The organism is Cytobacillus sp. FSL R5-0569 (assembly GCF_038007265.1).
Taxonomy (GTDB): Bacteria; Bacillota; Bacilli; order Bacillales; family Cytobacillaceae; genus Cytobacillus; species Cytobacillus kochii.
In genome coordinates, this window is the sequence record NZ_JBBOWW010000001.1 from 3,945,554 (window position 1) to 3,968,990 (window position 23,437).

The following is a 23,437-nucleotide window of genomic DNA, read 5'->3' on the forward strand; positions in this document are numbered from 1 at the left end:
TATTTGGACTTTAAGCAAAAATGGCAGACTTGCCATTGACTATAGGAAGATGTACACAAACAACTATTTAACACACCATCTTCGTTTTTGTGAGTTTGGGTTTATATATGGGTTGCGCGCAGTTCTTTGTTTGCCACTCCTCGCTTTTGCGCGTATTTATGATTTGCGCGCAGTTCTTTGTTTGCCACTCCTCGCTTTTGCGCGTATTCATCATTTGCGCGCAGTTCTTTGTTTGTTACTCCTCGCTTTTGCGCGTATTCATCATTTGCGCGCAATTCTTTGTTTGTTACTCCTCGCTTTTGCGCGTATTCATCATTTGCGCGCAATTCTTTGTTTGTTACTCCTCAATTTTGCGCGTATTCATCATTTGCGCGCAGTTCTTTGTTTGTTACTCCTCGCTTTTGCGCGTATTCATCATTTGCGCGCAATTCTTTGTTTGCCACTTCTCGCTTTTGCGCATATTTATGTTTTGCGCGCAGTTCTTTGTTTGCCACTTCTCACTTTTGCGCGTATTCATCATTTGCGCGCAATTCTTTGTTTGCCACTTCTCGCTTTTGCGCGTATTTATGTTTTGCGCGCAGTTCTTTGTTTGCTACTCCTCGCTTTTGCGCGTATTCATGGGTTGCGCGCAGTTCTTTGTTTACTACTCCTCGCTTTTGCGCGTATTTATGTTTTGCGCGCAATTCTTTGTTTGCCACTTCTCGCTTTTGCGCGTATTTATGATTTGCGCGCAATTCTTTGTTTGCCACTTCTCGCTTTTGCGCGTATTTATGTTTTGCGCGCAGTTCTTTGTTTGCCACTTCTCACTTTTGCGCGTATTCATGGGTTGCGCGCAATTCTTTGTTTGCTACTACTCCCTTTTGCGCGTATTCATCATTTGCGCGCAGTTCTTTGTTTGTTACTCCTCGCTTTTGCGCGTATTCATCATTTGCGCGCAATTCTTTGTTTGCCACTTCTCACTTTTGCGCGTATTTATGTTTTGCGCGCAGTTCTTTGTTTGTTACTCCTCGCTTTTGCGCGTATTCATCATTTGCGCGCAGTTCTTTGTTTGCTACTCCTCGCTTTTACGCGTATTTATGATTTGCGCGCAGTTCTTTGTTTGTTACTCCTCGCTTTTGCGCGTATTCATCATTTGCGCGCAATTCTTTGTTTGTTACTCCTCGCTTTTGCGCGTATTCATCATTTGCGCGCAATTCTTTGTTTGTCACTTCTCAATTTTGCGCGTATTCATCATTTGCGCGCAGTTCTTTGTTTGTTACTCATCGCTTTTGCGCGTATTCATCATTTGCGCGCAATTCTTTGTTTGCCACTTCTCGCTTTTGCGCATATTTATGTTTTGCGCGCAGTTCTTTGTTTGCCACTTCTCACTTTTGCGCGTATTCATCATTTGCGCGCAATTCTTTGTTTGTTACTCATCGCTTTTGCGCGTATTCATCATTTGCGCGCAGTTCTTTGGCTTCTCCCTACCACCTTTGCGCGTATACTTGAACTATACGCATTTCCCTGCCTTTTCCTTCCCACTTTTGTGTGTATTCATTACTTAAAGAACAACTCACCTAACGATGCCTGACTTGTTCACAAACTCCCACTTTATTTTACTTATCTTCCTAACCCCTCTTACATATAGCAAAAAGACTGACTCAAGAATAAAGTCAGTCTTTTTGCTACAAATTTATTTCACCGATTCACGTACAATAAAAGAAGCGGCAGTTGCCTCTTTTAATTCTTCTAAAGTCACGCCCTCTTGTAATTCTACAAGTTCCATGCCCTTTTCAGTGAATTCGAAGACTGCCATGTCCGTAATAAGTACATGAACAACTCCTTCACCAGTTAGTGGCAATTCACAACTCTTTTTCACTTTAGATTCACCATATTTATTACGATGGTCCATGATGACAACGATGCGTTTTGCTCCTTGAACAAGGTCCATGGCGCCACCCATACCTTTAACCATTTTTCCTGGTATCATCCAATTAGCTAAATCACCTGTTTCAGATACTTCCATACCACCAAGGATAGCAAGATCGATATGACCGCCACGAATCATAGAGAAGGATTCTGCGCTATCAAAATACGAAGCATTACGTTTAGCTGTCACTGTTTCTTTTCCAGCATTGATAAGATCAGCGTCTACTTCAGACTCTTTCGGGTAGCTACCAATGCCCAATAAACCATTTTCGGATTGAAGCATCACATCAAATTCTTCAGGGATGCGATCTGCAATTAAAGTAGGCATGCCAATACCAAGGTTTACACACATACCATCTTTAATTTCTTTTACTGCTCTATTGAGTATTTTTTCTCTTCCACTCATGATTATGTCCTCCTTTTAAGCTTCTTTTCTCGTTGTTAGTCTCTCTATTCTTTTCTCATAAGCTTTTCCTTCATATACATGTTGAACATATACGCCCGGTGTATGAATCTCATCTGCATCTAATTCTCCCGCACCAACTAACTCTTCTACTTCAACAATCGTTATTTTTCCTGCTGTCGCCACAGTTGGATTAAAATTACGAGCTGTTTTTCTAAAGACTAAGTTGCCAAATGGATCTGCTTTCCATGCTTTTACAAAAGCGAAATCCGCTACAATGCCTCTTTCTAAAATATATGTTTTTCCATCAAATTCTTTATGTTCTTTATCTTTAGCGACCTCTGTGCCTACACCAGTTGCAGTATAAAATCCTGGAATTCCAGCGCCACCAGCTCTTAACCTTTCAGCTAATGTACCTTGAGGAACGAGTTCAACTTCAAGCTCACCGCTTAAAAATTGTTTTTCAAATGTTTTATTTTCTCCTACATAAGAGGCGACCATTTTTTTGATTTGTTTATTTTGTAGAAGTAAGCCTAATCCCCAGTCATCCACACCACAGTTATTACTGTATACCGTTAGTTCCTTCGTTCCTTTTTCTTGCAGGGCTATAATTAGTTTCTCTGGAATACCGCATAAACCAAAACCACCTACTGCTATAGAAGCACCGTCCTGAACTTGTTCTAACACTTCATCTAAAGATGTAATTATTTTACTCATGGTATGACTCTCCTTCCATCTTCCTTATAAACTATTAAATTAAATAAATAGTGAAATAGCAAAAGCTAATGCAAATACAGTAATCGTTTTTAATATTGTCAACACAAAGATATCTCCATATGATTGTCTATGTGTTAAGCCAGTAATCGCTAATAATGTAATAACAGCACCGTTATGAGGAAGGGTATCCATTCCACCTGAAGCCATAGAAGCAATACGATGAAGTAACTCTGGCGAAATACCTAATGTTTGTGCCATCTGTAAATATTGTGCACCCATTACCTCTAATGCGATTGATAACCCACCTGAGGCAGATCCAGTTACCCCTGAGAGTACGTTTACAGCAATTGCTTCAGAGACTAACGGATTATTGCTTGCATTAAATACCCAGTCTTGAATCGCTGTAAAACCCGGTAGCGTTTTCACAACATTACCGAAGCCAACTTCAGAAGCAGTATTAAAGATTGCTAGTAATGAACCCATAGCAGCTGTTGTTAACCCTGCTGCCAAACCTGTTTTTATTTTTCTCACATTCGTGAGCATTGCGACAATTATTCCGATGGTTAATGCTGCAACGAGTGCCCATGTTGAAGTGACTGTACTTGGATCAGCAATATTGTATTGTTCAGAAAGCTGCGATGCATCATACCAGAATTTCGCAGACCAACTTGTGCGGCTAAAAATAAAGTTTAATGCAATCACGACAACAAGTGGTAAGATTGCTAACCAAAAACTTGGTAACGTATTCGGGTCGACTTTTTCAGGCTCGTTTTTATGCCCTGTACCATAACCTTCGCCATTCGCAAGCGCTTTCCTTCTACGACGTTCTAACCAAATCATCCCGCCAGTGAAGATAATAATTGCTCCAATGATACCTACAAGAGGGGCAGCATAAGCATCTGTTCCAAAATAATTCGTTGGTATAATATTTTGAATTTGTGGCGTACCAGGTAGTGCGTCCATTGTATACGTGAATGCTCCTAATGCAATAGCGCCTGGAATTAAACGTTTAGGAATATCAGCTTCTTTGAAGATAGCTGCAGCAAACGGATAAACAGCAAATGCGACGACAAATAGGGAAACGCCTCCATATGTTAACGCAGAACATGCAAGTACAACAGCTAAAATAGCATGTTTTGACCCTAGTGAGGATACAATTGTCCTTGCAATGGCTGCTGCTGCTCCTGTCATTTCCATCACTTTTCCGAAAATCGCACCTAGTAGGAAGATTGGGAAAAATGATTTGATATAATTAGCTGCATTCGACATATACGTCTCTGTATAGCTTGGTAATAATAACCCTCCAGATATGACAACAGCTAATAACGTAACAATTGGGGCAATAATAATAACTGGATAACCACGATAAGCTAAGAAAATTAAAAGTCCTAATGCTAGTATAATAGCAAAAATCTCAATAAACAATGAAATCCCCCTTTATTTTCGCTAACAAGTCAAACTGACTTCTCCCCAGAGTCGTCCGATTGTTGCTTTTCTCCCCCTTTGTAACTCCCTCTTACTTTTACTTGTAGAAAACGTTTTCATTTCCATATACATCTCCCCAAAAATTTCTTTTGGAGTCATACTGACAATAAACCGTCTGTTAAAACTATGCAATGAACGTGCCAACTTAAAAATTCCCTCTATTCTTATTCTTTTTTATATTCATGCACATTTTTTTCGCAAAAACCGTTCAGAAAAACTGTCACTTTTAAAACACTGCGGTTATTCTGTATGGATTTACGTACACTCTAAGAATATCCACTCAGTTCTTGTACGGATTACTTAACAGATTTACGGAATATCGAATCATTTATCTTTTTTGTTTTTGTGAGAATAGGGGTTACAGATAATGTGGATAAACATTGATATCCACACTACTCTTGGGATTTCTACTCTTTTGTGTGGACAAATCGTAATTTATTACCCGCATTTCTTCTGGATTTTCCACTCTTTTGTGTGGGCAAACTCCAATTGCCCACACTCCTTCGAGTTTTTCCGTCTTTTTGTGTGGATAATTAACAATCATCATCTACAGTTGTACCGTTTTGGGTATCATACAAAAAAAATCCTACCAAACACTATAACAAGTATTTGGTAGAATCCCGTTCTCAACCTTACTTACTCTTCTAGCAAATGATATTTGTTCATTTTTTCATACAATGTCGTACGGCTAATGCCGAGACGTTTGGCTGCTTCTGTTTTCTTGCCACCAACTGCTGTTAGACATTGAATAATGGTTTGTTTTTCTGTTTCTTCCATGACTTCTGCTAATGTACGTGTAGGTATTACTGTTTCTTGTAATTTAATATTTGCCGACAAGTGCTTCGGTTCAATAAAACAATTGAGATCAACCATATTCATCGCGCGCTCGATTACATTTTCAAGTTCTCGAATATTGCCTGGCCAATGGTAGTTTTTCAAGATATGGAGCGCCTTTTCGTCAATCCCCTTAACTGGTTTTGCCATCATTGTTGCGTATTTTTCTGTAAAATAATGAGACAGTCGTGAAACATCTTCTTTTCTATCTTTTAAAGAAGGAATGGTTATTTCCATCACCTTTAAGCGATAGTAAAGATCCAATCGGAATTCTCCTTTATCAACCATATCCTCTAGATTACGGTTAGTTGCTGCAATAATACGAACATCAATGGCTTTACTATTAGTTGAACCGACTCGTTCAACTTCTTTTTCTTGTAACACGCGTAATAACTTCACTTGCATATGAATGGGCAGCTCACCTATTTCATCTAAAAAAATTGTGCCTCCATCTGCTGTTTCAAACTTTCCTACTTTGCCGCCTTTTCTTGCACCTGTAAACGCTCCCTCTTCATAGCCAAATAGTTCGGATTCAATTAATTCAGCTGGGATAGCAGCACAATTCACTTTTACAAACAGCCCCATTCCCCTACTGCTTGCCTGATGAATCGCATGTGCAAATAATTCCTTGCCTGTCCCGCTCTCACCTAAGAGCAACACATTAGAATCATTTTCGGCCACTTTGACTGCTTGCGCTTTTACTTGTTTAAAAGCAGGAGATTCACCAATTAAATGATGAAAAGAGTATGATGCTTTATTACTTTCTCTAAAATCACCCTTATATTTCTTCAACTCTTTTTCTAATGAGTGCAATCGTTTAAATAATGCGGAAAACTGACCAACATTTTTAAATAGGAGCTTTCCAACCGCACCTACTACTTTTCCATTTTTAAAAATAGGCGAACGAGTAGCAATCATATAGCCACCATTTACTTTCTGTAAGGAGGCTGCTTCTTGCTTACCTGTTTTTACAACGATATGCATTCTCGTATTTTCGATCACTTCTGTAACATGCTTACCTATTGAGCTTTTCTGATCGACCTTCAAAAATTCCGCATATGCTTGCGTCAACAGAACGACATAGCCTTTTGCATCAACAAGCACTAAGCCGTCATAAGCATATTCTAGAATGTCTTCTATTAGCATCTCATTCTCTTGCTGTCCTTGGCCGGTAGGTAGCAAATCTGCAATAGCTTCATTTGAAAGTGCACAAAGATACATATAGGCAGCGCCATTTATACCTTCTAACCGTTCACCCTTAATTAATAGCTCTTTTTTATTTATTTTCATCTTAACGATTGTACTGAGAAGGAAGTCTTGTTGGAGAAGATGAGTCATTTCGTTTTCATCGTCATCCATCATCCACAACAATCTTTGATTACAAAACAGTATCTCCTTTTGATGATTAAGTATCATCACCCCTAACGGCAGCTCATCTATGATTTTGTTAAATAACTGTTCATTCTGGATGGCATGACTGTTTTGCATCTTAGATCTCTCCTTACAATCTACTTTTTACAATCTGATAATTTTCATTATTATATCATAGCCAGGCAAAAGAAATTTTTTAATCACATAAAAGGTGTAGAACTTTTTGTCGTTCTACACCTACGCATTATTTTTTCATTTTTGCTAAGCGAATAAAGGAACGGTCTCTTTCTAATAGTTTATTAGAGACCATCTCTCCTTCATATTGGAAAATCCCTTCACCTGTCTTTACACCAAGCTTCTTCTCGGCTACTAAGTCAGAGATAATGGCTGGCGCTTCCTTTGTGTCATTTAATTCTGAAGCAACGTTATTAAATACTCTTTCCCAAGTATCTAATCCCCCGAAGTCAGCAATCTCAATCGGCCCTGTAAATGCCCAGCGGAAACCTGGCCCTGCGGTAATAGCCGTATCTATATCTTCAGCTGTTGCCACGCCTTCAGCCAATAATGAAAAAGCTTCTCTCATTAAGGCTGTTTGTAATCGATTAGCAATAAAGCCAGACTTTTCTTTTTGTAAAATAACAGGTGCTTTGCCGATTTCTTTCATAATGTTTCTCACTTCTTCAACAATTGCATCCGAAGTCTGTTCATGTTTAATAATTTCTACTAAGGGAACTAGATGTGCTGGGTTAAAGAAATGCATGATCACCATTTGATCAGCAAACGTGCACTTCTCCATTAATCTCGAAATAGGAAAAGTTGATGTATTTGAGGCAACGATCGCTGTTGGTTGCTTCATTTCTTCCAACTGTTTATATAAATCCCACTTCCATTCAATCACTTCTGGTATTGCTTCAATAATTAAATCTGCTTCTTGAACTGCTTGAGATAAGTTAGCAACATATCTAATAGCATTCAAGCTTGTATCCGCTTCCTTTTCTGATAACACTTCCTCTTCAACAAGTAATGCTACATCTGCAGCTACTCTTTTTTCTGCTTTATGTAATAATTCATCATTTAAATCATTCAGTATTACGTCGTATCCTTTAGTTGCAAACGATATCGCAATACCTGTCCCCATTACACCTGAACCAATCACAGTAATATTTCTTATCATCGTTGTAACCTCCTTTAACTTTTCAAAAATTAAAAATGCAATTACTGTGCCAAAAATAAAATAATTGCGAAAACCGTGAATCTATGTTACGATTTTTCCAGTTTTAACTCCCCAACTCCCTATTACTGACTTTACACATCTTCATACTGGAATAAGCCACTAGATTGATATGGAGGAATGTCAAAATGGTATCTAATAAAGTGGCAATTATAACAGGTTCAGCACGAGGCATTGGTTATGAGATTGGCAAAATTTTTGCCGAAAACGGAGCCAAGGTCGTTCTTTCCGATATTAATGAAGAGGAAGTCAAAAATTCTGCGCAATCTCTTCAAGAAAAAGGGCTAGAAGTGTCTGGCCTGAAAGCTGATGTAACAAAAGAAGAAGACATTATCAGCTTGATTGAAGAAACAAAGAAAACACATGGAAGAATCGATATCTTTATTAATAATGCCGGTTTGCAACATGTGGCACCCATTGAAGATTTCCCTACTGAGAAATTTGAGCTGATGATTAAAATCATGCTTACAGCACCATTTATTTCACTCAAACACGTATTACCAATTATGAAAGAACAACAATTTGGTCGTATCTTAAATATTGCATCCATTAACGGATTAATTGGATTTGCCAACAAAGCAGCCTACAATAGTGCGAAACATGGTGTAATCGGCTTAACAAAAGTGGCCGCACTAGAGTCCGCAGCAGATGGCATTACAGTCAATGCCCTTTGCCCTGGTTATGTTGACACACCACTTGTGCAAAACCAATTACAAGACTTAGCAACAACAAGAAATGTGCCATTAGAAAATGTCCTTGAAGAAGTCATCTATCCACTCGTTCCACAAAAACGCTTACTACAAGTAAAAGAAATTGCTGACTATGCCATGTTCCTAGCCAGTGATTTAGCTGGTGGCGTAACAGGCCAGGCGATTGTGATGGATGGTGGGTATACGGCGCAATAAGTGACAAAAAGAGAAAACTAGAATCAAACTAAAAGAAGTGCTGTTCCTTAACAGTACTTCTTTTGATTATATTTACATCATTTTGAGTACTTTTTGTAAGCAACTTACTATCACGGCGATAAATAATACTATCCCACTTTTAACAAGCAACATATAGCCTATTTGCAGACCATAAAAAACGGTAAACGGATCGCGGATTATAGAGATAGCTATTAAACTCCCCATACCGCCAAATACAGGGGCAAATGCTAGAATAATGAGTGCTCCCTTGTATACACTTCTTTTTTTAAAAACTACAAATGCCCCTGCTATATTGGCAATGGCAATAAAAACAATCATCAAAATTGAAAGAATCACCATTTATCCTCCTTAGTAAAATCGCTTATTTTAAATTCGTATTCACTAAGAAAGTTTCCACTTCCTCTGCAAACTGTTGCGGCATTTGTGTATTCAGTTCATGGCTACCATTATTTATGATTTGTAATTGCGCATGTGGGATCAAATTTGCCAATTCTTTTGCAGTAGGCATATTTATACGGTCTTTAGAACCAACCAATACTAAGGTCGGAATATTTATTTGATGCAATGAATGAGATAAATCATAACTTTCCATAGATTGATAAAGGGGAATAATTGTTGACTTTTCTATCCCTTGCTTCCTCCATACTTTTGTTGGTATGAGCTTAAATATATATTTTTGCAGCTGAAATATGCTTTTAATCTTCCATCCATTTACTAATGAGTATGGCGTTCCCGATAATACCATCCCTTTTAAATGAGGGTTCGTGATAAGGGATTGATGTAATGCAAAGCATCCTCCTAATGATAGTCCAATGATGATAAACGGACCATCTATTGTATGAAGCACATTAGTTAAAGATTTAGATAACTGATTGAAAGTAATAGATTCAGATGTTTTCACTAATTCATCTATAGAGATGAACCTAGCATCGTATCCGTCCCCCATAAACTTCTTAACCTTTATCCAACTATCATTGGTCTGGCCTAATCCATGCAAAAAAACTAGTTTCATCCGTTTCTCACCACCGATATTTAATTGTGCCCTGTAGCTTAGTTACTTTGTTTAGTGAATACAACGAGCTAAATTTCACCAACTCTTTTTCCTACTAAATATCCCGCGCATATCGCAAAGTTTTATATTCATCTTGCCCCTTGTTATACCAACCTTTCTGTTCATGTTGCAAAACGAAACCTTTTGCCTCATAAAAGGGAATGCCCATTCTATTTCCCTTTTGAACAGATACCCATTGTTCTTTTACACCGTAGATTTCTTTTTGTTGTTTCGTAATAGCATGTAATAGTTTTGTGCCGATACCTTCGTTTTTCCTAGCTGGATCAAGGTATAAAACAAATATTTCCCCGATTCCTTCACCAGTCAATCCACCGCCACCTGCACCAATAACACGCTCATTATCTACTGCTACAAAGTAACCTCCCCATTGGCGATTCCTCGTTTCAACTTCTGCTGAAACTCTAGCAACATTGTAAAAATCACTGATCACGCTCTCAATATATTCCTTCGTATATAAACCCTTATAGGTCGCCCGATATCCATTTGAACACACCTTAATAATCCCATTAATATGGGTTGAATTAGCTTGAATGATTTGTATCATATTTATCCCCTATTCATGGAAAAATCAGAATTTTATTACTCTAATTTTACCATAGAAAGAAGTGATGGATGGCAAGACTTGTTATCCTCAACAAAAAACCTACTGTCTTTTTCAGACAATAGGTTTTTCCTTCTCTTATGATTCATAAATAACTTCCCCACACTTACGTAAATCATAGCCGTATAGCTGTTCGATTTCCTTTTTATAACTTTGGGAATTAACCGTTTCTTTCAACAATTGTACAAGTTCTTCATTTTCTTTAAGAATGATAAGGTCATACTGCTCAGATATTAATGGAATAAAGTCAACATTGACCATTTTTGTTACATTTTCAATACCTATACCAATATCCGCCTGACCACTCGCGACAGCTGAAGCCACAGAGTAATGGCTTGTTAACACATGGTCATACCCATTAAGCTTGCTCGCATTGAATCCATGAACTCTAAGTTGTTCATCCAATAACACTCTTGCGCCAGAGCCAACTTCCCTATTCATGATGGTAACATCCGCACGCCCAAGATCTGCCCATCCTTGAATATGCAGAGGGTTTCCTTTTTGTACGTAGATACCTGCCGTACGGTAAACAAGATTCAGTTGGATAAACGGTTGACTGACAAGAATTTTCTTCACATAAGACGTATTATATTCTCCTGTATCACCATCAAACAAATGACAACTAACGACATTACATTCTCCACGATACATCGAAAATAAACTATTCAAGCTACCACTATACATTCTTAATGGCGGTTGTCCTTTTTCATTTTCTATATGTTTAGCTAGTATATCTAAAACAATATCTTGTCCACTTATAATCACATGACCATCATCAACTGAATGAACTTTCTCTTTTACTTCTTTCACAGCTTTATTCTTGGTGATACCTGTTTTACTCTTGGATTTGTATCGCTCCAAGTCGATGGCATCAATTCTCATTTGCCTCCCTACACGATAAGCAGGGAGTTGATCCTTTTTAATAAGATCATATACTGTTAACTTTGAAACCTTTAATAATTGTGAAACTTCTTCTATTGTATAAGATGCATCGTTCGTCAAAAGTATCACCTCCAGGATATTTCAAAAAGGATTCGTTTTTTGTTTATGTTTTTATTATAATTAATACTAACTAATTATAACTAATCAAAAGGTGGGCAAAATGGCACAATTAATCTTTGAACATATTTCTAAATCTTATCATTCAGGTGAAACAGTCATAAAAGATTTCCACTTTGAAACAAAAGAACAAGAGTTTATAGTCTTTGTTGGACCATCTGGTTGCGGAAAATCAACGATCCTAAAAATGATAGCCGGCTTAGAAAACATCACTTCCGGAAGATTAATAATTGATGGGAGAGAAATGAATAACGTCCCTACTAGAGAACGTAATCTATCAATGGTCTTTCAAAATTATGCGTTATATCCTCATATGACAGTATATCAAAATATCGCTTTCGGTTTAAAGATGAGGAAAGAAAAGAAAACTGATATTAAGAAAAAAGTGTTGAAAACCGCAGAGATTACTGGCTTAACAACTTTGTTAACAAGAAAACCGAAAGATCTATCGGGCGGACAAAGGCAGCGTGTAGCCCTTGCTAGGGCAATCGTTTGCGATAATCCCGTTTTTCTAATGGATGAACCACTCTCTAACCTTGATGCCAAGCTGCGTACACAAATGCGCAGAGAAATTACCCTTTTGCATAAAAGGCTAGCAACTACGACAATTTATGTCACTCATGATCAAACAGAGGCAATGACAATGGCTGATCGTATTATCGTATTAAAAGATGGAAGTATTCAACAAGTGGGTACACCACATGAAATTTATGAAACACCAGCAAATCTCTTTGTCGCCAGCTTTATTGGATCACCAGCTATCAATGTTTTAGAAGGAAAGGTCGAATCCAATGTCATTACAATTGACGGAATTCCGACTCATTTTTCACGTGAAAATTTAAAAAATACTAATGAGGCACTAATCGGTATTCGTCCGGAGCATTTAATCATTGATAAATATAATCCACTCTTGATTGCCACCGTTGAAGACTTAGAAACTCTTGGTGCAGATACAATTATTTATGCTAAATACAACCGCATTCATTTAACGATAAAAGCACCTGGATTGTTATCCTTCACTAAAGGTGACCGATTACCTTTGTCACTCGCTGGTAAGCATCTTCTCCTATTTGATAAAGAGTCAAAAAAAATAATCCTTTAGTATAAAAAAGTATTTTCTTTTATAATTAGTTATAATAAGATATAAAAAGATATAATTAATTAGAAGAAAGATGGAGATGATTCAACTTGTTAAAACATTTAAAGCTGATCTGTTTATTACTCTTAGTTACTTTATTTACCGTAGCATGTTCTTCAAATGAAGGAGAAACTGCCCTAAAAGAAACGAATAATAAAGAAAAAGAACCCGTAGAATTAACGATTTCTGCTGCTGCTAGTTTGCAAGATGCCATGTCAGAAATAGATGAAATGTATGCAGAACAACACCCTGAGACAAAACTCACATTCAATTTCGGTGGATCAGGTTCTCTCCAACAGCAAATATCCCAGGGGGCACCAGTTGACCTCTTCTTCTCAGCTGCAGAAGATAAATTCGATATTTTAGTAGAAGAAGGAAGTATTGCAAAAGAAGATGGTGTTGACCTATTAGGAAATAGCTTAGTGTTAATCACGCCAGCCGATGAAAAAAATCTAACAGGTTTTACAGATTTAACAAAAAAGGAAGTTGAACAAATTTCACTTGGCACACCTGAATCTGTCCCTGCTGGCGCTTACGGTGTCGAATCACTTAAAAATATGGGCTTATGGAACGAGCTAGAAGCTAAAACCGTTTACGCAAAAGATGTAAGACAAGTTCTTTCTTATGTAGAGACTGGCAACGTAAATGCAGGCATTGTTTATAAAACAGATGCACTCGTTTCTGATAAAGTTGAAATTATTGATACAGCAGATGCTGATACACATACACCCATTATTTACCCTGTTGGTATAGTAAAAGACACGAAAAATTACGATGCAGCGAAAGAATTCTATACCTTCTTACAATCTGATGAAGCATTAAAGGTCTTTGAGGAATATGGATTCACTGCTCAATAATATTACTAGTTCAACCTTTCTAAGTCCCATATGGATTTCATTAAAAATTGCCCTTCTCGCTGGAATAATCGTCGTTATAATTGGAACAATTGCTGGCTATTTTCTAGCAAGAAGGTCTTTTAAAGGCAAAGCAGTCGTCGAAACGATTTTAATGTTGCCAATGGTACTACCACCGACAGTCGTTGGCTTCTTATTAATTGTCATCTTTGGTAAAAATAGTTGGGCTGGTCAAGCTATAACTTGGCTATTCGACAGACCCATTATTTTCACTTGGTGGGCTGCAGTCCTTGCCGCCACCGTTGTCTCTTTCCCTTTAATGTATCAATCAGCTAAATCTGGCTTTCTCAGTATTGATCGTGATATCGAGGATGCAGCACGTGTGGATGGTGCAAGTGATTGGAAAGTATTTTGGCTAATATCTGTTCCATTAGCTTCTAAGGCGCTCATTTCTGGGGCTATTTTAAGCTTTGCCAGAGCACTAGGAGAATTTGGCGCAACATTGATGTTTGCAGGTAATATTCCTGGTGAAACACAAACGATTCCTATTGCTATCTATCTAGCCATCGATTCCGGACAAATGACCATGGCTTGGCTTTGGGTAGGGGCTATGATTATTATTTCATTTATCATCCTTTTAACGATTAGAGTAAAGGAATAAAAAATCGTAGAGATATCCACAAACTCTGCGATTTTTTTTGTTAAATCCATTGGCCTATTTATCTTATAATGAAAAAGTAGGAAGTTTCTCTTGCAGAAAAGGGAAAAAAGCGTTATCCTTTAATGAGAATGATAATCAATTGCGGAATTTAGGAGGGATCAAGATGGAACAGCATGAGTTATTTGATGTGACGGTTATTGGTGGAGGTCCAGCAGGCTTGTATTCTACTTTTTATAGTGGGTTACGTTCCATGAAGACCAAGATTATTGAATTTCAACCACAGCTTGGCGGAAAAATCCATGTGTACCCAGAGAAGATGATTTGGGACGTAGGTGGCCTAGCTCCTGTACCTGGTGAGAAACTAATCGAACAACTCGTTACTCAAGGCTTAACATTTGATCCCACTGTTGTATTAAATGAAAAAATTGTAAAAATCGACCAAGATGACAACCGTATTTTTCATCTACATACCGCATCAGGTCAAATACATTATTCCAAAACGGTCATTGTCGCTGTAGGTGGGGGTATTTTAAAACCACAGAAGCTTCAAATTGAAGGCGCGGAAAAATATGAGGTATCAAATCTTCACTATACAGTTAAATCCATTCAAAGCTTCCGTGATAAAACGGTTGTGATATCAGGCGGAGGAAACTCAGCTGTCGATTGGGCAAATGAACTTGTTCCTTATGCAAAAAAAGTTTATTTGACTTACCGTAAAGGTGAACTCAGTGGACATGAGGCACAAGTAGAACAACTTAAAAATAGCTCAGCTGAAGTCATTTTCCACTCTTCTATTACTAAGCTTGTTGCTGGTGATGGACAGGATCGTATTGAGCATGTGGAGTTAACTAATCATGAGTCGGATGAGGTATCAACCCTTGCGATAGATGATGTAATTATCAACCATGGATACGAAAGAGACTCAGCACTCCTCAATAATTGTGATATGCAAATTGACATGATTGATGATTTTTATATTGCTGGTAGTAGCAGAAGTGAATCATCTATCCCTGGGTTATATGCTGCAGGAGATATTCTGAAGCATGATGGTAAAGTTCATCTCATTGCCGGCGCCTTCCAAGACGCTGCCAATGCTGTTAACCATGCGAAGACATACATCGATCCAGAAGCCAATGGATTCGGAATGGTTTCTTCACATAACGAATTGTTTAGTGAGCGGAATAAAGAATTAAAGAAGAAAATCTATAAATAATTTCACGTTATAAATAGATCCTATATGGAGAAAGTGTAAAATATTTGCTTGCAGTAATGGTCAAAAGCATGGATACTTTTGACCATTTTTCTATATAGGCATGGCAGTTAGACAAATTGATTTAAGTACTACATTCTTTTATCTTAGTTCACATCCCCAAGATAGACAGGTGAATGATTATCGAGTATGTATTTTGTTAGCTCTTGCGGATAGATCCGAATTGTCTCAAGGCTTTTTATTGGTATCCACTCTATCCCCACTTGGTGATCATCTGCCAGAATAGCATCATTCTGATCTACCAGATGACAGGTGAAGAAGAATTCAACTTGATGTACATTCTTATGTTGCGATGAAAACTCATGATTTCTTCCTATGTATTCACGAATATAACGAAGGTTTCCTACTTTTATAATTGCTCCAGTTTCTTCTAAACACTCTCTTTTCACTGTTTCTTCAAGGGTTTCCCCGTGATTTTGACCTCCTCCAGGAAAAACATAAAAAATGCCTAATTCATCAATACATTTAACTAATAACAAGCGGTCACCTTCTATCGTGATTGCTCTACTCGCATTTCTTATTTCCATCTATTCCCCACCTTTTTTCCTATTATCACAGTGTAAATGCACAATAATACTGAAAATATTCATTTTATATGGTACTATATAACCAGTTAATTATACCCATAAAATACAAGGAGCCTCTATGTCTAAACAATTAGGATTAAACTTAAAAGTAGAAAGATTAAAGAAGCATATGACGCAAAAGGAATTAAGTGAGCACATCGGCATTAGTGCACGTACGATTTCACGGTATGAATTGAATCAGGCAAATCCAAAGGAAAAAACATTAATTAAGTTTGCAGAATTTTTCGGTAAAACAATAGAACAACTGAAATAATATTCTCCTATTCAAGCAAAAAGGAGGCTTTACGCCTCCCCCTACTCTTTCACTTTCATTAAGCGCATACTATTTAAGGCTACAATTAAAGTAGCACCAATATCTGCTACAATTGCAATCCATAAAGTTAACCAACTTGGGACAACAAGTAGTAGAGCAATGAGTTTAATCGTAAGTGAGAAGGTAATATTTCCTTTTATAATTCTCATGGTTTTTCTACTTAACTTAATCGCAAATGGGAGCTTTGATAAATCGTCACCCATGAGAGCAATATCCGCCGTTTCTAAGGCAGCATCCGTACCTGCTCCTCCCATCGCAATTCCCACTTGTGCAGAAGCAAGAGCAGGGGCATCATTTACGCCATCACCGACCATTGCCACATGTCCTGACTCTTTTTGTAGTCTTTTTACCAGAGCCAATTTTTCTTCCGGTAATAATTCTGCATACACTTTCGATACCCCAGCTAATTCCCCGATTCTACTGGCTGCCTTATGATGGTCGCCGGTTAACATCACCGTTTGTTTCATCCCTAATTGGTGTAGCTTTTCTACTACTGCTTTGCTTATTTGACGGATTTCATCAGCAATGGCCATTGTCACGAGTATCCTTTTTGCTGTTCCAAAAACAATGACTGTTTTTCCTTCGCTTTGTTGTCTTCCAATCATTTCACCTATAGTATCAGGCATTACTTGTAATTGTGTAAAAAGTTGTGGGTTTCCAATATAATATTTTTCTCCATTTATCTTTGCCTGGACCCCTTTACCTGTTAATGAAGCAAAGTCTGTGACTTCGATGTCTTTATCTTTTAACCCTTTTTCATCTGCTAAATGAATAACAGCAGAAGCTAATGGATGTTGGGAAAGTTTTTCAATACTAGCAATCATTCGTAGCCATTCATCACTTTCTTTCTCATCATCATGGACATTAAAATCAGTAACTACCGGTTCTCCTCTTGTTAACGTCCCTGTTTTATCAAAAGCTACTGTTTGTATATGCGACAACTCTTCTAAATAGATACCACCTTTAATGAGAACGCCGTGTCTAGCTGCATTACCGATTGCTGAAACGAGTGCAATTGGTGTCGAAATGACAAGGGCACAAGGACAACCTACAACCAAAACAGCTAATGCTTGGTAAACCCAAGATTCCCAGCTCCCATCTAAAAATAATGGCGGGATAATGGCAATGAGAACAGCTATTAACATAATAACTGGTGTGTAGTATCTCGCAAAACGATCGATGAAAGCTTGTGCAGGTGCTTTTTCACCCTGTGCTTCCTCTACTAAATGAATGATTTTGGCAATTGTCGTATCACCGACCAATTTCGTAATTTTCACTTCTAAATAACCGTCTTGATTCAATGTACCTGCAAATACCTCATCATCTATACCCTTTTCAACTGGAATGGACTCACCAGTAATCGATGCCTGATTGATGGATGATATACCTTTAACAATCATGCCATCCATGGCAATTTTTTGTCCTGGTTTTACTAACATAATATCGCCAACTAGAATTTCTTCAACAGACACAACCTGCTCTATACCGCTCCTTCTGATTATTGCCTTCTTCGGAGCAATTCTCATGAGCGAGCGAATAGACTGTCTGGCTTTTTCCATCGAATAACGCTCAAGTTCTTCACTTATAGCAAACAAAATGACAACAACAGCTACTTCTCCCCACTCGCCAATGATCGCCCCGCCAATGACGGCTACAGTCATTAATGTTTTCATATCAAAATCTAGCTTTATTAGATTCTTTACCCCTATTTTTAATAAATCTAAGCCACCAATAATTATTGAGAAGAGAAACATTGAAACCGTGAGATAATGGCTCTCTCCAAACCCAATCCAAGATAGATAGCCAAACAGAACAAACAAACTAGCAATAAGCACACGACTGTATTTTTTTATAAAAGAGGTGGGCTCCTTTTCATTTAATCCGACATGGGCATTCTCTTCGGCTACCTTTAGATTTTCAAAAGCGCCTGCTTGTTCTAACTCTGCAATCGATACCTCCCCCTGTACAGAGAGTTTACTTGCACCAAAATTCACATGGGCATCTTGTACACCAGACAAATTCTTTACATTTCTTTCAAACTTAGCAGCACAATTCGCACAGGAAAACCCTTCCACACGATAAGTCTTTTCATTTATTTTTTGTTCAGGAATGACTTTAAGTTTTTCAAACGCACCCGCTTTTTCAATGTCGCTAAGAGAGGCATTTCCTACAATTGAAAGTTTAGAAGCACCAAAATTCACATGGGCTTCTTTCACTCCAGGTATGTTCTGTACGTTTTTCTCAAATTTCCCCGCACAATGAGCGCATGAAAATCCTTCAATCCGATAGTTCTGTTTAGCTTCACCTTCACTCATTGATTTGGCCGCCCTTCTTGATGATGGATATAGGCAATCTGAATTAGTTGTTTGACATGGTGATCATCTAAAGAATAATAAACAAGCTTTCCTTCTTTACGAAATTTCGCTAACCCAATATTTTTTAATAATCTTAAATGATGGGAGGCTGTTGCCATTGAACAATCAATGATTGTTGCAACATCACATACACAAAGTTCTTCTTCTATTGTGAGAGCATAAGCAATTTTTATACGTGTAGCATCAGATAAAGCTTTAAAGATTAGCTCAAGGCCTGTTATATCGCTCATTTCTTGTTTGACTCGACTAACCTTCTCTTCATCATTACAAATAACTTCACAAACCTCAGCATCTAGCTTAATCTTGGAAACCAAAATAAAAGCACCTCATTCAAACGAATATTTGATTATAACTTCAGTCTATGTAATGGAAGTGGTTATTGTCAAAGAAAAATGAAGAATATTTGAAAAATAATACTCCATACTAATTACCAAAAATAGGTTTTACCGCTAGAGAAAAGAGGAATACAGATAAAAATATTTAATTATACAATAGACACACATTTGTGAGGAAAACACTTCAGATATAAACGATGGGAGGGAAGAGAAAAATGGCTTATGTAATTACATCTCCTTGTATTGATGAACAGGCCGCTGATTGCCTTGACTCATGCCCAGTCGATTGCATTGAAAAAGGGGAAGATCAATATTTGATTGATCCTTCAATTTGTATTGATTGCGGAGCATGTGAAGCTGTTTGTCCAGTAGATGCTATCTTCTATGAAGAAGATGTACCTGAAGAGGAAGAGTCTTTTATTGCGAAGGCAAAAGCCTATTTTGATGCTTAATGAAATGAGAACGGAGTGTACAAACAATGGCACTCCGTTCTCATTTTTGTATTTAGACTATAGCTGGTGATAATCCGTTTGTTTCGGTAAAACAGGTTTCTTTTTTTGCGAAGCACTTGACTTTTTTTTATTCGTTTCCTAAAAATGGGAATTTCCTTAGTTTCTTAGTGGACCTGGTCTAATTAGTTTCAAATCGGGACAGCCTGCTAACTCTTTACTTATTCTGTCTCGTTTAACATTGGTTCGAAGGAAACTTCTTTTATTCTTGCTCCCCTTCTGAATCGTTTAAGGCAGCACAGTAACACCCTCTACCTATTAGATAGAGGGTGTTACACTTTATTTCAGATTTCTCTTTAGAAACGCTTTTGTTCTCTCATGTTGAGGTGAAGTAAAAAATTGATCTGGCTTACCTTCTTCAACGACTTCACCTTGATCCATAAATATGGTTTTTGTTGAGACTTCTTTGGCGAAGCCCATTTCATGGGTAACGACGATCATCGTCATTTTTTCTTTCGCTAAATCTTTCATTACTTGTAATACTTCAACGGTTAGCTCAGGGTCCAATGCTGAGGTTGGTTCATCGAACAACAGAATTTCTGGTTCCATCATTAAAGCTCTTGCAATGGCCACCCGTTGCTTTTGCCCACCGGATAAATTACCAGGAAAGGCATCCATCCATTCGCTTAATCCTACCTTAGCTAATAAAGTCTCGCTTCGTTGTCTGATTTCCGCTTTTGTCCCCATTTTAGCCATTTTCGGTGCGATTTCTAAGTTCTCTCGGACGGTTAAATGTGGGAATAAATTAAAATGTTGAAAGACCATACCCATTTTCGCAATCATATTTTTCACATTTTGAGGTTTAGCATACTTTCCATTTTCGACTAATGCCTCCCCATCAATCATGATTGAACCGCTATTGATTTCTTCTAATTTAATCATACTGCGAAGTAGCGTACTTTTTCCTGAACCTGAAGGACCGATAATTGACACAACTTCATTTTTCTTAATATTAAGGTTGATTCCTTTTAATACTTCTGTTTTACCGAATGACTTTTTTAAATCAACCACAGAAATAACTGTCATACTAAGCGCTCCTTCCTATGCGTATCTAAATCTTCTTTCAATCCATTTAAAAATAAACGAGAGTACAAGTGTCATCAATAGATAAATGATGCCCGCTAAGAAGAATGGCATGATAGTAAAATCACGATTGACTGCCGTTTGAGCAAAGTGTAAAAGTTCCGGAACAGCGACTGCATATAATAACGCTGTATCCTTTACTAACGTAATTGATTCATTCGCAATCGCTGGTAATGCTACTCGGATCATTTGAGGAATGATGATACGTGTCATTGTTTGCCAACGATTTAACCCTAGTACATGCGCAGCTTCATATTGACCCTTATCTACTGAAATTAGGCCCCCGCGAAATATCTCAGCAAAATAAGCGGCATAATTCAAGATGAACCCTAAAGATGCGGCAACAAACCGATCAAGGACTAAATATTCACCTACGACTGGAAGCATTGGTAACCCGAAACAAATAAATAATAATTGTAGTAGTAATGGTGTTCCCCGCATCACATAAATATACGTATGGGCAAACCAAGATAAAGGCTTTATCTTACTACGAGCTGCTAGTGTTAATAAAAATCCAAGTGGAATTGAGGCAATAATGGCAATGATAAAGAGTAACACTGTAATTTGCGCGCCTTCTAGCATAGGCTTAAGTAACGTCATAATATAATCAAGTGACATCGGTCATCCTCCAAAAACAAAACAGGGTTTCCTCCAATTAGGAAAACCTGCTGTTATTCATTTACTTCAATAATAAATCTTCACCAAACCATTTCTCGGAAATATCTGCCGCTGTACCATCAGCAATCAATTCATCTAATGCTGTTTGTAAATCTGCTAGCAATTCATCGTTTCCTTTTTTTACACCAATACCATACTCTTCTGGCGCCAGTGATTCCTCAAGAACTTTAAAGTTTTCATTTTCTTTTGTCATATAATAATCAATGACGATTTCATCAATGACTACTGCTTCGACGCGACCATTTCTCAAGTCCGCTAATGCTAACACATTATCAGAGAACTCTGTAACCTCTTTTACTTTTTCACTAATTTCATTTCCACTTAAGGCATCAGCAGCCGATGATAATGATTGTAAACCTACTACTTTTCCTTCTAAATCATTAATCGTTTGAATATTAGAATCTGCCTGTGTCACAACCACTTGTGCATTACTTAAATATGGCTTAGTAAATAAGACCTTCTCTTTTCTTTCATCTGTAATCGTATAACCATTCCATATGAGGTCGATACGACCACTACTTAATTCAGACTCCTTTGTTTTCCAATCAATCGGTTGAAAGACAGGGGTTGCACCCATTTTTTCTACTGCCGCTTTTGCTAAATCAATGTCAAAACCGACAATCTCATTATTTTCATCTCTGAACCCCATTGGTGCAAACTTATCATCTATTCCGATAACGATTTCCTTTCCTTCTTCTGAACCGTTTTCCTCACTAGATGTTGTTGAGCCGCAAGCAGCTAAAAACCCGACTACTAAAAGTGATAAAACAAAAAGCGTCAATTTTTTTCCCATGATTAAGCCCCCAATTTATAATAAATACTTTAGTATGCTAATATATTAGAGTGATAAAATAAATCTATCATATGAGTCAAATCTATGTCAATCATTATTTTAATATATGCAAATCAAGTGTATATTCTGATATTTTATAGTTACTTTAATGTAACTATGTGTAACGAAAGTGCGTTCTTCACATTTGTTGTTTAACCATTTACGATAAGAATAGATGACAAAGAAGGAGTGATATGGAATGGGTAAAAAAATTGCCGCACTTGTAACAGATATGGTGGAAGAAATTGAATTCACTGATCCCGCTGAGAAAATGAGAGAAGCTGGCCACACGGTTTCCATTGTAAATGCTGAAGCAGGAAAAGAAATCAGAGGAAAAAATGGTCAAAATTTCACTGTGGATAAAGGGCTTGATGAAGTTAGTCCAGAAGACTTTGACGCTTTGCTTATTCCTGGAGGGTTTTCTCCGGATTTATTAAGAATTAATCCTGACCACGCCAGTTTTGCCAAACATTTTATCGCAGAAGGCAAACCGGTATTCGCTATTTGCCATGGACCTCAATTTTTAATTGATACAGATTTATTAGAAGGAAAAAGGGTGACGAGCTTCATTTCTGTACGTAAAGACTTAATTAATGCTGGGGCTCAATTTGTCGATGAAGAAGTAGTTGTTGATCAGCAACTTGTAACAAGTCGTACACCAGATGACTTACCCGCTTTTAATCGTGAAGCATTAAAATTATTAAATAACTAATAAGGCCAAAGCATAACTAACATTAAAAACCAGCTTAGGATTACTTCTCCTCAAAGCTGGTTTTTAATATGCCTTCTTCTTGTAGCTGTTGGATGCGGTTCGTACCCCATTCATACATCATTTCAATAATAGGTAATAGCGAATAACCTAATTCCGTCATAGAATACTCCACTTTCGGCGGCATCTCTGGATACACTTTTCTACTAATTATCCCATCTTCTACTAACTCTTTTAATTGATTAGATAGCGTTTTATGCGATACACCATCAAAAAGCTTTTGTAGGCCATTAAAACGGTAAGGACCTTCTATACCTAAATGCCAAAGGATAACAACTTTGTACTTGCCACTTATCACTGATAAAGTGAACTCCTTCGCACAGTGGTAATAACCACTTTCTAGCTTTTCTTTTATATCTTCCCGAAGAGACTCACACATGCTTATCCACCTCCCTCGCACCTATCCATCCTTTAAGAGTTTATTTT

Annotated in this window: 29 protein-coding genes; 9 read left to right on the top strand and 20 right to left on the bottom strand. The window is 37.6% G+C overall.

The genetic code is table 11. The features are described from left to right. Positions 1–101: 101 nt before the first annotated feature. The 4 genes from MKX78_RS20150 to MKX78_RS20165 are packed head-to-tail and all read right to left on the bottom strand — an operon-like array spanning position 102 to position 938. A complete protein-coding gene (locus MKX78_RS20150; RefSeq protein ID WP_341052106.1) occupies positions 102–326 on the bottom strand; it encodes a hypothetical protein in 225 nt (74 codons plus the stop codon). An 18-nt stretch (positions 327–344) separates the two neighbouring features. Continuing rightward, the gene (locus tag MKX78_RS20155; protein ID WP_341052108.1) at positions 345–494 is read right to left on the bottom strand and encodes a hypothetical protein; all 150 of its coding nucleotides are present in this window, start codon (positions 492–494) and stop codon (positions 345–347) included. A 3-nt stretch (positions 495–497) separates the two neighbouring features. After that, positions 498–800 (bottom strand): hypothetical protein, encoded by a 303-nt coding sequence (locus tag MKX78_RS20160; RefSeq protein WP_341052110.1) that lies wholly within the window; start codon positions 798–800, stop codon positions 498–500. Positions 801–803: 3 nt separating this feature from the next. Then, the gene (locus tag MKX78_RS20165; RefSeq protein WP_341052112.1) at positions 804–938 is read right to left on the bottom strand and encodes a hypothetical protein; all 135 of its coding nucleotides are present in this window, start codon (positions 936–938) and stop codon (positions 804–806) included. On the opposite strand from MKX78_RS20165, the gene MKX78_RS20170 reads away from it, so the two are divergent. Continuing rightward, positions 929–1,570, top strand: a complete 642-nt coding sequence (locus tag MKX78_RS20170; RefSeq protein WP_341052114.1) for a hypothetical protein — start codon at positions 929–931, stop codon at positions 1,568–1,570. The genes MKX78_RS20165 and MKX78_RS20170 overlap by 10 nt on opposite strands. Positions 1,571–1,672: 102 nt before the next feature. On the opposite strand, the gene MKX78_RS20175 is transcribed toward MKX78_RS20170, so the two are convergent. From MKX78_RS20175 to MKX78_RS20195, 5 genes are all read right to left on the bottom strand, one after another. After that, complete coding sequence (locus tag MKX78_RS20175; protein WP_095371955.1) at positions 1,673–2,314, bottom strand: 3-oxoacid CoA-transferase subunit B; 642 nt, start codon at positions 2,312–2,314, stop codon at positions 1,673–1,675. A 15-nt stretch (positions 2,315–2,329) separates the two neighbouring features. Then, a complete protein-coding gene (locus MKX78_RS20180; protein WP_095371954.1) occupies positions 2,330–3,028 on the bottom strand; it encodes a CoA transferase subunit A in 699 nt (232 codons plus the stop codon). Between the two features lie 39 nt (positions 3,029–3,067). After that, positions 3,068–4,453 (bottom strand): GntP family permease, encoded by a 1,386-nt coding sequence (locus MKX78_RS20185; protein WP_095371953.1) that lies wholly within the window; start codon positions 4,451–4,453, stop codon positions 3,068–3,070. 696 nt (positions 4,454–5,149) lie between these two features. After that, on the bottom strand, positions 5,150–6,835 hold the full coding sequence (locus MKX78_RS20190; RefSeq protein WP_307317729.1) for a sigma-54 interaction domain-containing protein: 1,686 nt from the start codon (positions 6,833–6,835) through the stop codon (positions 5,150–5,152). Positions 6,836–6,962: 127 nt separating this feature from the next. After that, positions 6,963–7,892 carry a 3-hydroxyacyl-CoA dehydrogenase family protein gene (locus MKX78_RS20195; protein WP_307317731.1) on the bottom strand — a complete coding sequence of 310 codons (930 nt, stop codon included), beginning with the start codon at positions 7,890–7,892 and terminating at the stop codon, positions 6,963–6,965. A 185-nt stretch (positions 7,893–8,077) separates the two neighbouring features. On the opposite strand from MKX78_RS20195, the gene MKX78_RS20200 reads away from it, so the two are divergent. Then, on the top strand, positions 8,078–8,854 hold the full coding sequence (locus MKX78_RS20200; RefSeq protein ID WP_095371951.1) for a 3-hydroxybutyrate dehydrogenase: 777 nt from the start codon (positions 8,078–8,080) through the stop codon (positions 8,852–8,854). A gap of 72 nt (positions 8,855–8,926) precedes the next feature. Here the strand turns inward: MKX78_RS20200 and MKX78_RS20205 are convergent, their stop codons facing one another. The 4 genes from MKX78_RS20205 to MKX78_RS20220 form a co-directional block, all read right to left on the bottom strand. Continuing rightward, the gene (locus MKX78_RS20205) at positions 8,927–9,211 is read right to left on the bottom strand and encodes a 3-isopropylmalate dehydrogenase (RefSeq protein WP_307317733.1); all 285 of its coding nucleotides are present in this window, start codon (positions 9,209–9,211) and stop codon (positions 8,927–8,929) included. A gap of 25 nt (positions 9,212–9,236) precedes the next feature. Next, the gene (locus MKX78_RS20210; RefSeq protein ID WP_307317734.1) at positions 9,237–9,887 is read right to left on the bottom strand and encodes an alpha/beta fold hydrolase; all 651 of its coding nucleotides are present in this window, start codon (positions 9,885–9,887) and stop codon (positions 9,237–9,239) included. Between the two features lie 94 nt (positions 9,888–9,981). Next, positions 9,982–10,491 (bottom strand): GNAT family N-acetyltransferase, encoded by a 510-nt coding sequence (locus MKX78_RS20215; RefSeq protein ID WP_341052121.1) that lies wholly within the window; start codon positions 10,489–10,491, stop codon positions 9,982–9,984. A 135-nt stretch (positions 10,492–10,626) separates the two neighbouring features. Beyond that, positions 10,627–11,550, bottom strand: coding sequence for a helix-turn-helix transcriptional regulator (locus tag MKX78_RS20220; RefSeq protein WP_095371948.1), 924 nt, complete (start codon positions 11,548–11,550; stop codon positions 10,627–10,629). 100 nt (positions 11,551–11,650) lie between these two features. Here MKX78_RS20220 and MKX78_RS20225 point away from each other — a divergent pair, with 100 nt between their 5' ends. From MKX78_RS20225 to MKX78_RS20240, 4 genes are all read left to right on the top strand, one after another. Further along, positions 11,651–12,709 (top strand): ABC transporter ATP-binding protein, encoded by a 1,059-nt coding sequence (locus tag MKX78_RS20225; RefSeq protein ID WP_307317739.1) that lies wholly within the window; start codon positions 11,651–11,653, stop codon positions 12,707–12,709. Positions 12,710–12,795: 86 nt separating this feature from the next. Then, complete coding sequence (gene modA, locus MKX78_RS20230) at positions 12,796–13,602, top strand: molybdate ABC transporter substrate-binding protein (protein ID WP_095371946.1); 807 nt, start codon at positions 12,796–12,798, stop codon at positions 13,600–13,602. Continuing rightward, positions 13,583–14,260 carry a molybdate ABC transporter permease subunit gene (modB, locus tag MKX78_RS20235; RefSeq protein WP_341052126.1) on the top strand — a complete coding sequence of 226 codons (678 nt, stop codon included), beginning with the start codon at positions 13,583–13,585 and terminating at the stop codon, positions 14,258–14,260. The genes modA and modB overlap by 20 nt, the downstream gene beginning before the upstream one ends. Before the next feature lie 163 nt (positions 14,261–14,423). Then, positions 14,424–15,473 (top strand): NAD(P)/FAD-dependent oxidoreductase, encoded by a 1,050-nt coding sequence (locus tag MKX78_RS20240; protein WP_095371944.1) that lies wholly within the window; start codon positions 14,424–14,426, stop codon positions 15,471–15,473. A gap of 143 nt (positions 15,474–15,616) precedes the next feature. On the opposite strand, the gene MKX78_RS20245 is transcribed toward MKX78_RS20240, so the two are convergent. Beyond that, positions 15,617–16,057: an NUDIX domain-containing protein gene (locus MKX78_RS20245; RefSeq protein WP_095371943.1), complete on the bottom strand. Its 441-nt coding sequence runs from the start codon at positions 16,055–16,057 to the stop codon at positions 15,617–15,619. A gap of 118 nt (positions 16,058–16,175) precedes the next feature. On the opposite strand from MKX78_RS20245, the gene MKX78_RS20250 reads away from it, so the two are divergent. Further along, the gene (locus MKX78_RS20250; protein WP_307317744.1) at positions 16,176–16,370 is read left to right on the top strand and encodes a helix-turn-helix transcriptional regulator; all 195 of its coding nucleotides are present in this window, start codon (positions 16,176–16,178) and stop codon (positions 16,368–16,370) included. A 41-nt stretch (positions 16,371–16,411) separates the two neighbouring features. Here MKX78_RS20250 and MKX78_RS20255 read toward each other — a convergent pair whose 3' ends face one another. After that, positions 16,412–18,745, bottom strand: a complete 2,334-nt coding sequence (locus MKX78_RS20255) for a heavy metal translocating P-type ATPase (protein WP_095371941.1) — start codon at positions 18,743–18,745, stop codon at positions 16,412–16,414. Beyond that, the gene (locus MKX78_RS20260) at positions 18,742–19,119 is read right to left on the bottom strand and encodes an ArsR/SmtB family transcription factor (protein ID WP_370873380.1); all 378 of its coding nucleotides are present in this window, start codon (positions 19,117–19,119) and stop codon (positions 18,742–18,744) included. Before MKX78_RS20260 ends, MKX78_RS20255 begins: the two co-directional genes overlap by 4 nt. A 236-nt stretch (positions 19,120–19,355) precedes the next feature. On the opposite strand from MKX78_RS20260, the gene MKX78_RS20265 reads away from it, so the two are divergent. After that, a complete protein-coding gene (locus MKX78_RS20265) occupies positions 19,356–19,592 on the top strand; it encodes an indolepyruvate ferredoxin oxidoreductase subunit alpha (protein ID WP_095371940.1) in 237 nt (78 codons plus the stop codon). A gap of 336 nt (positions 19,593–19,928) precedes the next feature. Here MKX78_RS20265 and MKX78_RS20270 read toward each other — a convergent pair whose 3' ends face one another. From MKX78_RS20270 to MKX78_RS20280, 3 genes are all read right to left on the bottom strand, one after another. Then, positions 19,929–20,675 carry an amino acid ABC transporter ATP-binding protein gene (locus MKX78_RS20270; RefSeq protein WP_307317750.1) on the bottom strand — a complete coding sequence of 249 codons (747 nt, stop codon included), beginning with the start codon at positions 20,673–20,675 and terminating at the stop codon, positions 19,929–19,931. A 15-nt stretch (positions 20,676–20,690) separates the two neighbouring features. Then, positions 20,691–21,350, bottom strand: coding sequence for an amino acid ABC transporter permease (locus MKX78_RS20275; protein WP_095371938.1), 660 nt, complete (start codon positions 21,348–21,350; stop codon positions 20,691–20,693). Positions 21,351–21,411: 61 nt separating this feature from the next. Next, positions 21,412–22,203, bottom strand: coding sequence for an amino acid ABC transporter substrate-binding protein (locus MKX78_RS20280; RefSeq protein ID WP_095371937.1), 792 nt, complete (start codon positions 22,201–22,203; stop codon positions 21,412–21,414). A 238-nt stretch (positions 22,204–22,441) separates the two neighbouring features. On the opposite strand from MKX78_RS20280, the gene MKX78_RS20285 reads away from it, so the two are divergent. Then, complete coding sequence (locus MKX78_RS20285; protein ID WP_095371936.1) at positions 22,442–22,954, top strand: type 1 glutamine amidotransferase domain-containing protein; 513 nt, start codon at positions 22,442–22,444, stop codon at positions 22,952–22,954. Between the two features lie 40 nt (positions 22,955–22,994). Here the strand turns inward: MKX78_RS20285 and MKX78_RS20290 are convergent, their stop codons facing one another. After that, on the bottom strand, positions 22,995–23,390 hold the full coding sequence (locus MKX78_RS20290) for a winged helix-turn-helix transcriptional regulator (RefSeq protein ID WP_095371935.1): 396 nt from the start codon (positions 23,388–23,390) through the stop codon (positions 22,995–22,997). Positions 23,391–23,437 lie beyond the last annotated feature (47 nt).

What these genes read in the sequence shown, in the direction of transcription:
- MKX78_RS20245 (WP_095371943.1), bottom strand. Translation starts at nt 16,057, where the DNA reads ATGGAAATAAGAAATGCGAGTAGAGCAATCACGATAGAAGGTGACCGC.
- MKX78_RS20250 (WP_307317744.1), top strand. Translation starts at nt 16,176, where the DNA reads ATGTCTAAACAATTAGGATTAAACTTAAAAGTAGAAAGATTAAAGAAG.
- MKX78_RS20225 (WP_307317739.1), top strand. Translation starts at nt 11,651, where the DNA reads ATGGCACAATTAATCTTTGAACATATTTCTAAATCTTATCATTCAGGT.
- MKX78_RS20190 (WP_307317729.1), bottom strand. Translation starts at nt 6,835, where the DNA reads ATGCAAAACAGTCATGCCATCCAGAATGAACAGTTATTTAACAAAATC.
- MKX78_RS20200 (WP_095371951.1), top strand. Translation starts at nt 8,078, where the DNA reads ATGGTATCTAATAAAGTGGCAATTATAACAGGTTCAGCACGAGGCATT.
- MKX78_RS20175 (WP_095371955.1), bottom strand. Translation starts at nt 2,314, where the DNA reads ATGAGTGGAAGAGAAAAAATACTCAATAGAGCAGTAAAAGAAATTAAA.
- MKX78_RS20195 (WP_307317731.1), bottom strand. Translation starts at nt 7,892, where the DNA reads ATGATAAGAAATATTACTGTGATTGGTTCAGGTGTAATGGGGACAGGT.
- MKX78_RS20285 (WP_095371936.1), top strand. Translation starts at nt 22,442, where the DNA reads ATGGGTAAAAAAATTGCCGCACTTGTAACAGATATGGTGGAAGAAATT.
- MKX78_RS20265 (WP_095371940.1), top strand. Translation starts at nt 19,356, where the DNA reads ATGGCTTATGTAATTACATCTCCTTGTATTGATGAACAGGCCGCTGAT.
- MKX78_RS20215 (WP_341052121.1), bottom strand. Translation starts at nt 10,491, where the DNA reads ATGATACAAATCATTCAAGCTAATTCAACCCATATTAATGGGATTATT.
- MKX78_RS20210 (WP_307317734.1), bottom strand. Translation starts at nt 9,887, where the DNA reads ATGAAACTAGTTTTTTTGCATGGATTAGGCCAGACCAATGATAGTTGG.
- MKX78_RS20290 (WP_095371935.1), bottom strand. Translation starts at nt 23,390, where the DNA reads ATGTGTGAGTCTCTTCGGGAAGATATAAAAGAAAAGCTAGAAAGTGGT.
- MKX78_RS20280 (WP_095371937.1), bottom strand. Translation starts at nt 22,203, where the DNA reads ATGGGAAAAAAATTGACGCTTTTTGTTTTATCACTTTTAGTAGTCGGG.
- MKX78_RS20240 (WP_095371944.1), top strand. Translation starts at nt 14,424, where the DNA reads ATGGAACAGCATGAGTTATTTGATGTGACGGTTATTGGTGGAGGTCCA.
- MKX78_RS20270 (WP_307317750.1), bottom strand. Translation starts at nt 20,675, where the DNA reads ATGACAGTTATTTCTGTGGTTGATTTAAAAAAGTCATTCGGTAAAACA.
- modB (WP_341052126.1), top strand. Translation starts at nt 13,583, where the DNA reads ATGGATTCACTGCTCAATAATATTACTAGTTCAACCTTTCTAAGTCCC.
- MKX78_RS20180 (WP_095371954.1), bottom strand. Translation starts at nt 3,028, where the DNA reads ATGAGTAAAATAATTACATCTTTAGATGAAGTGTTAGAACAAGTTCAG.
- MKX78_RS20275 (WP_095371938.1), bottom strand. Translation starts at nt 21,350, where the DNA reads ATGTCACTTGATTATATTATGACGTTACTTAAGCCTATGCTAGAAGGC.
- MKX78_RS20255 (WP_095371941.1), bottom strand. Translation starts at nt 18,745, where the DNA reads ATGAGTGAAGGTGAAGCTAAACAGAACTATCGGATTGAAGGATTTTCA.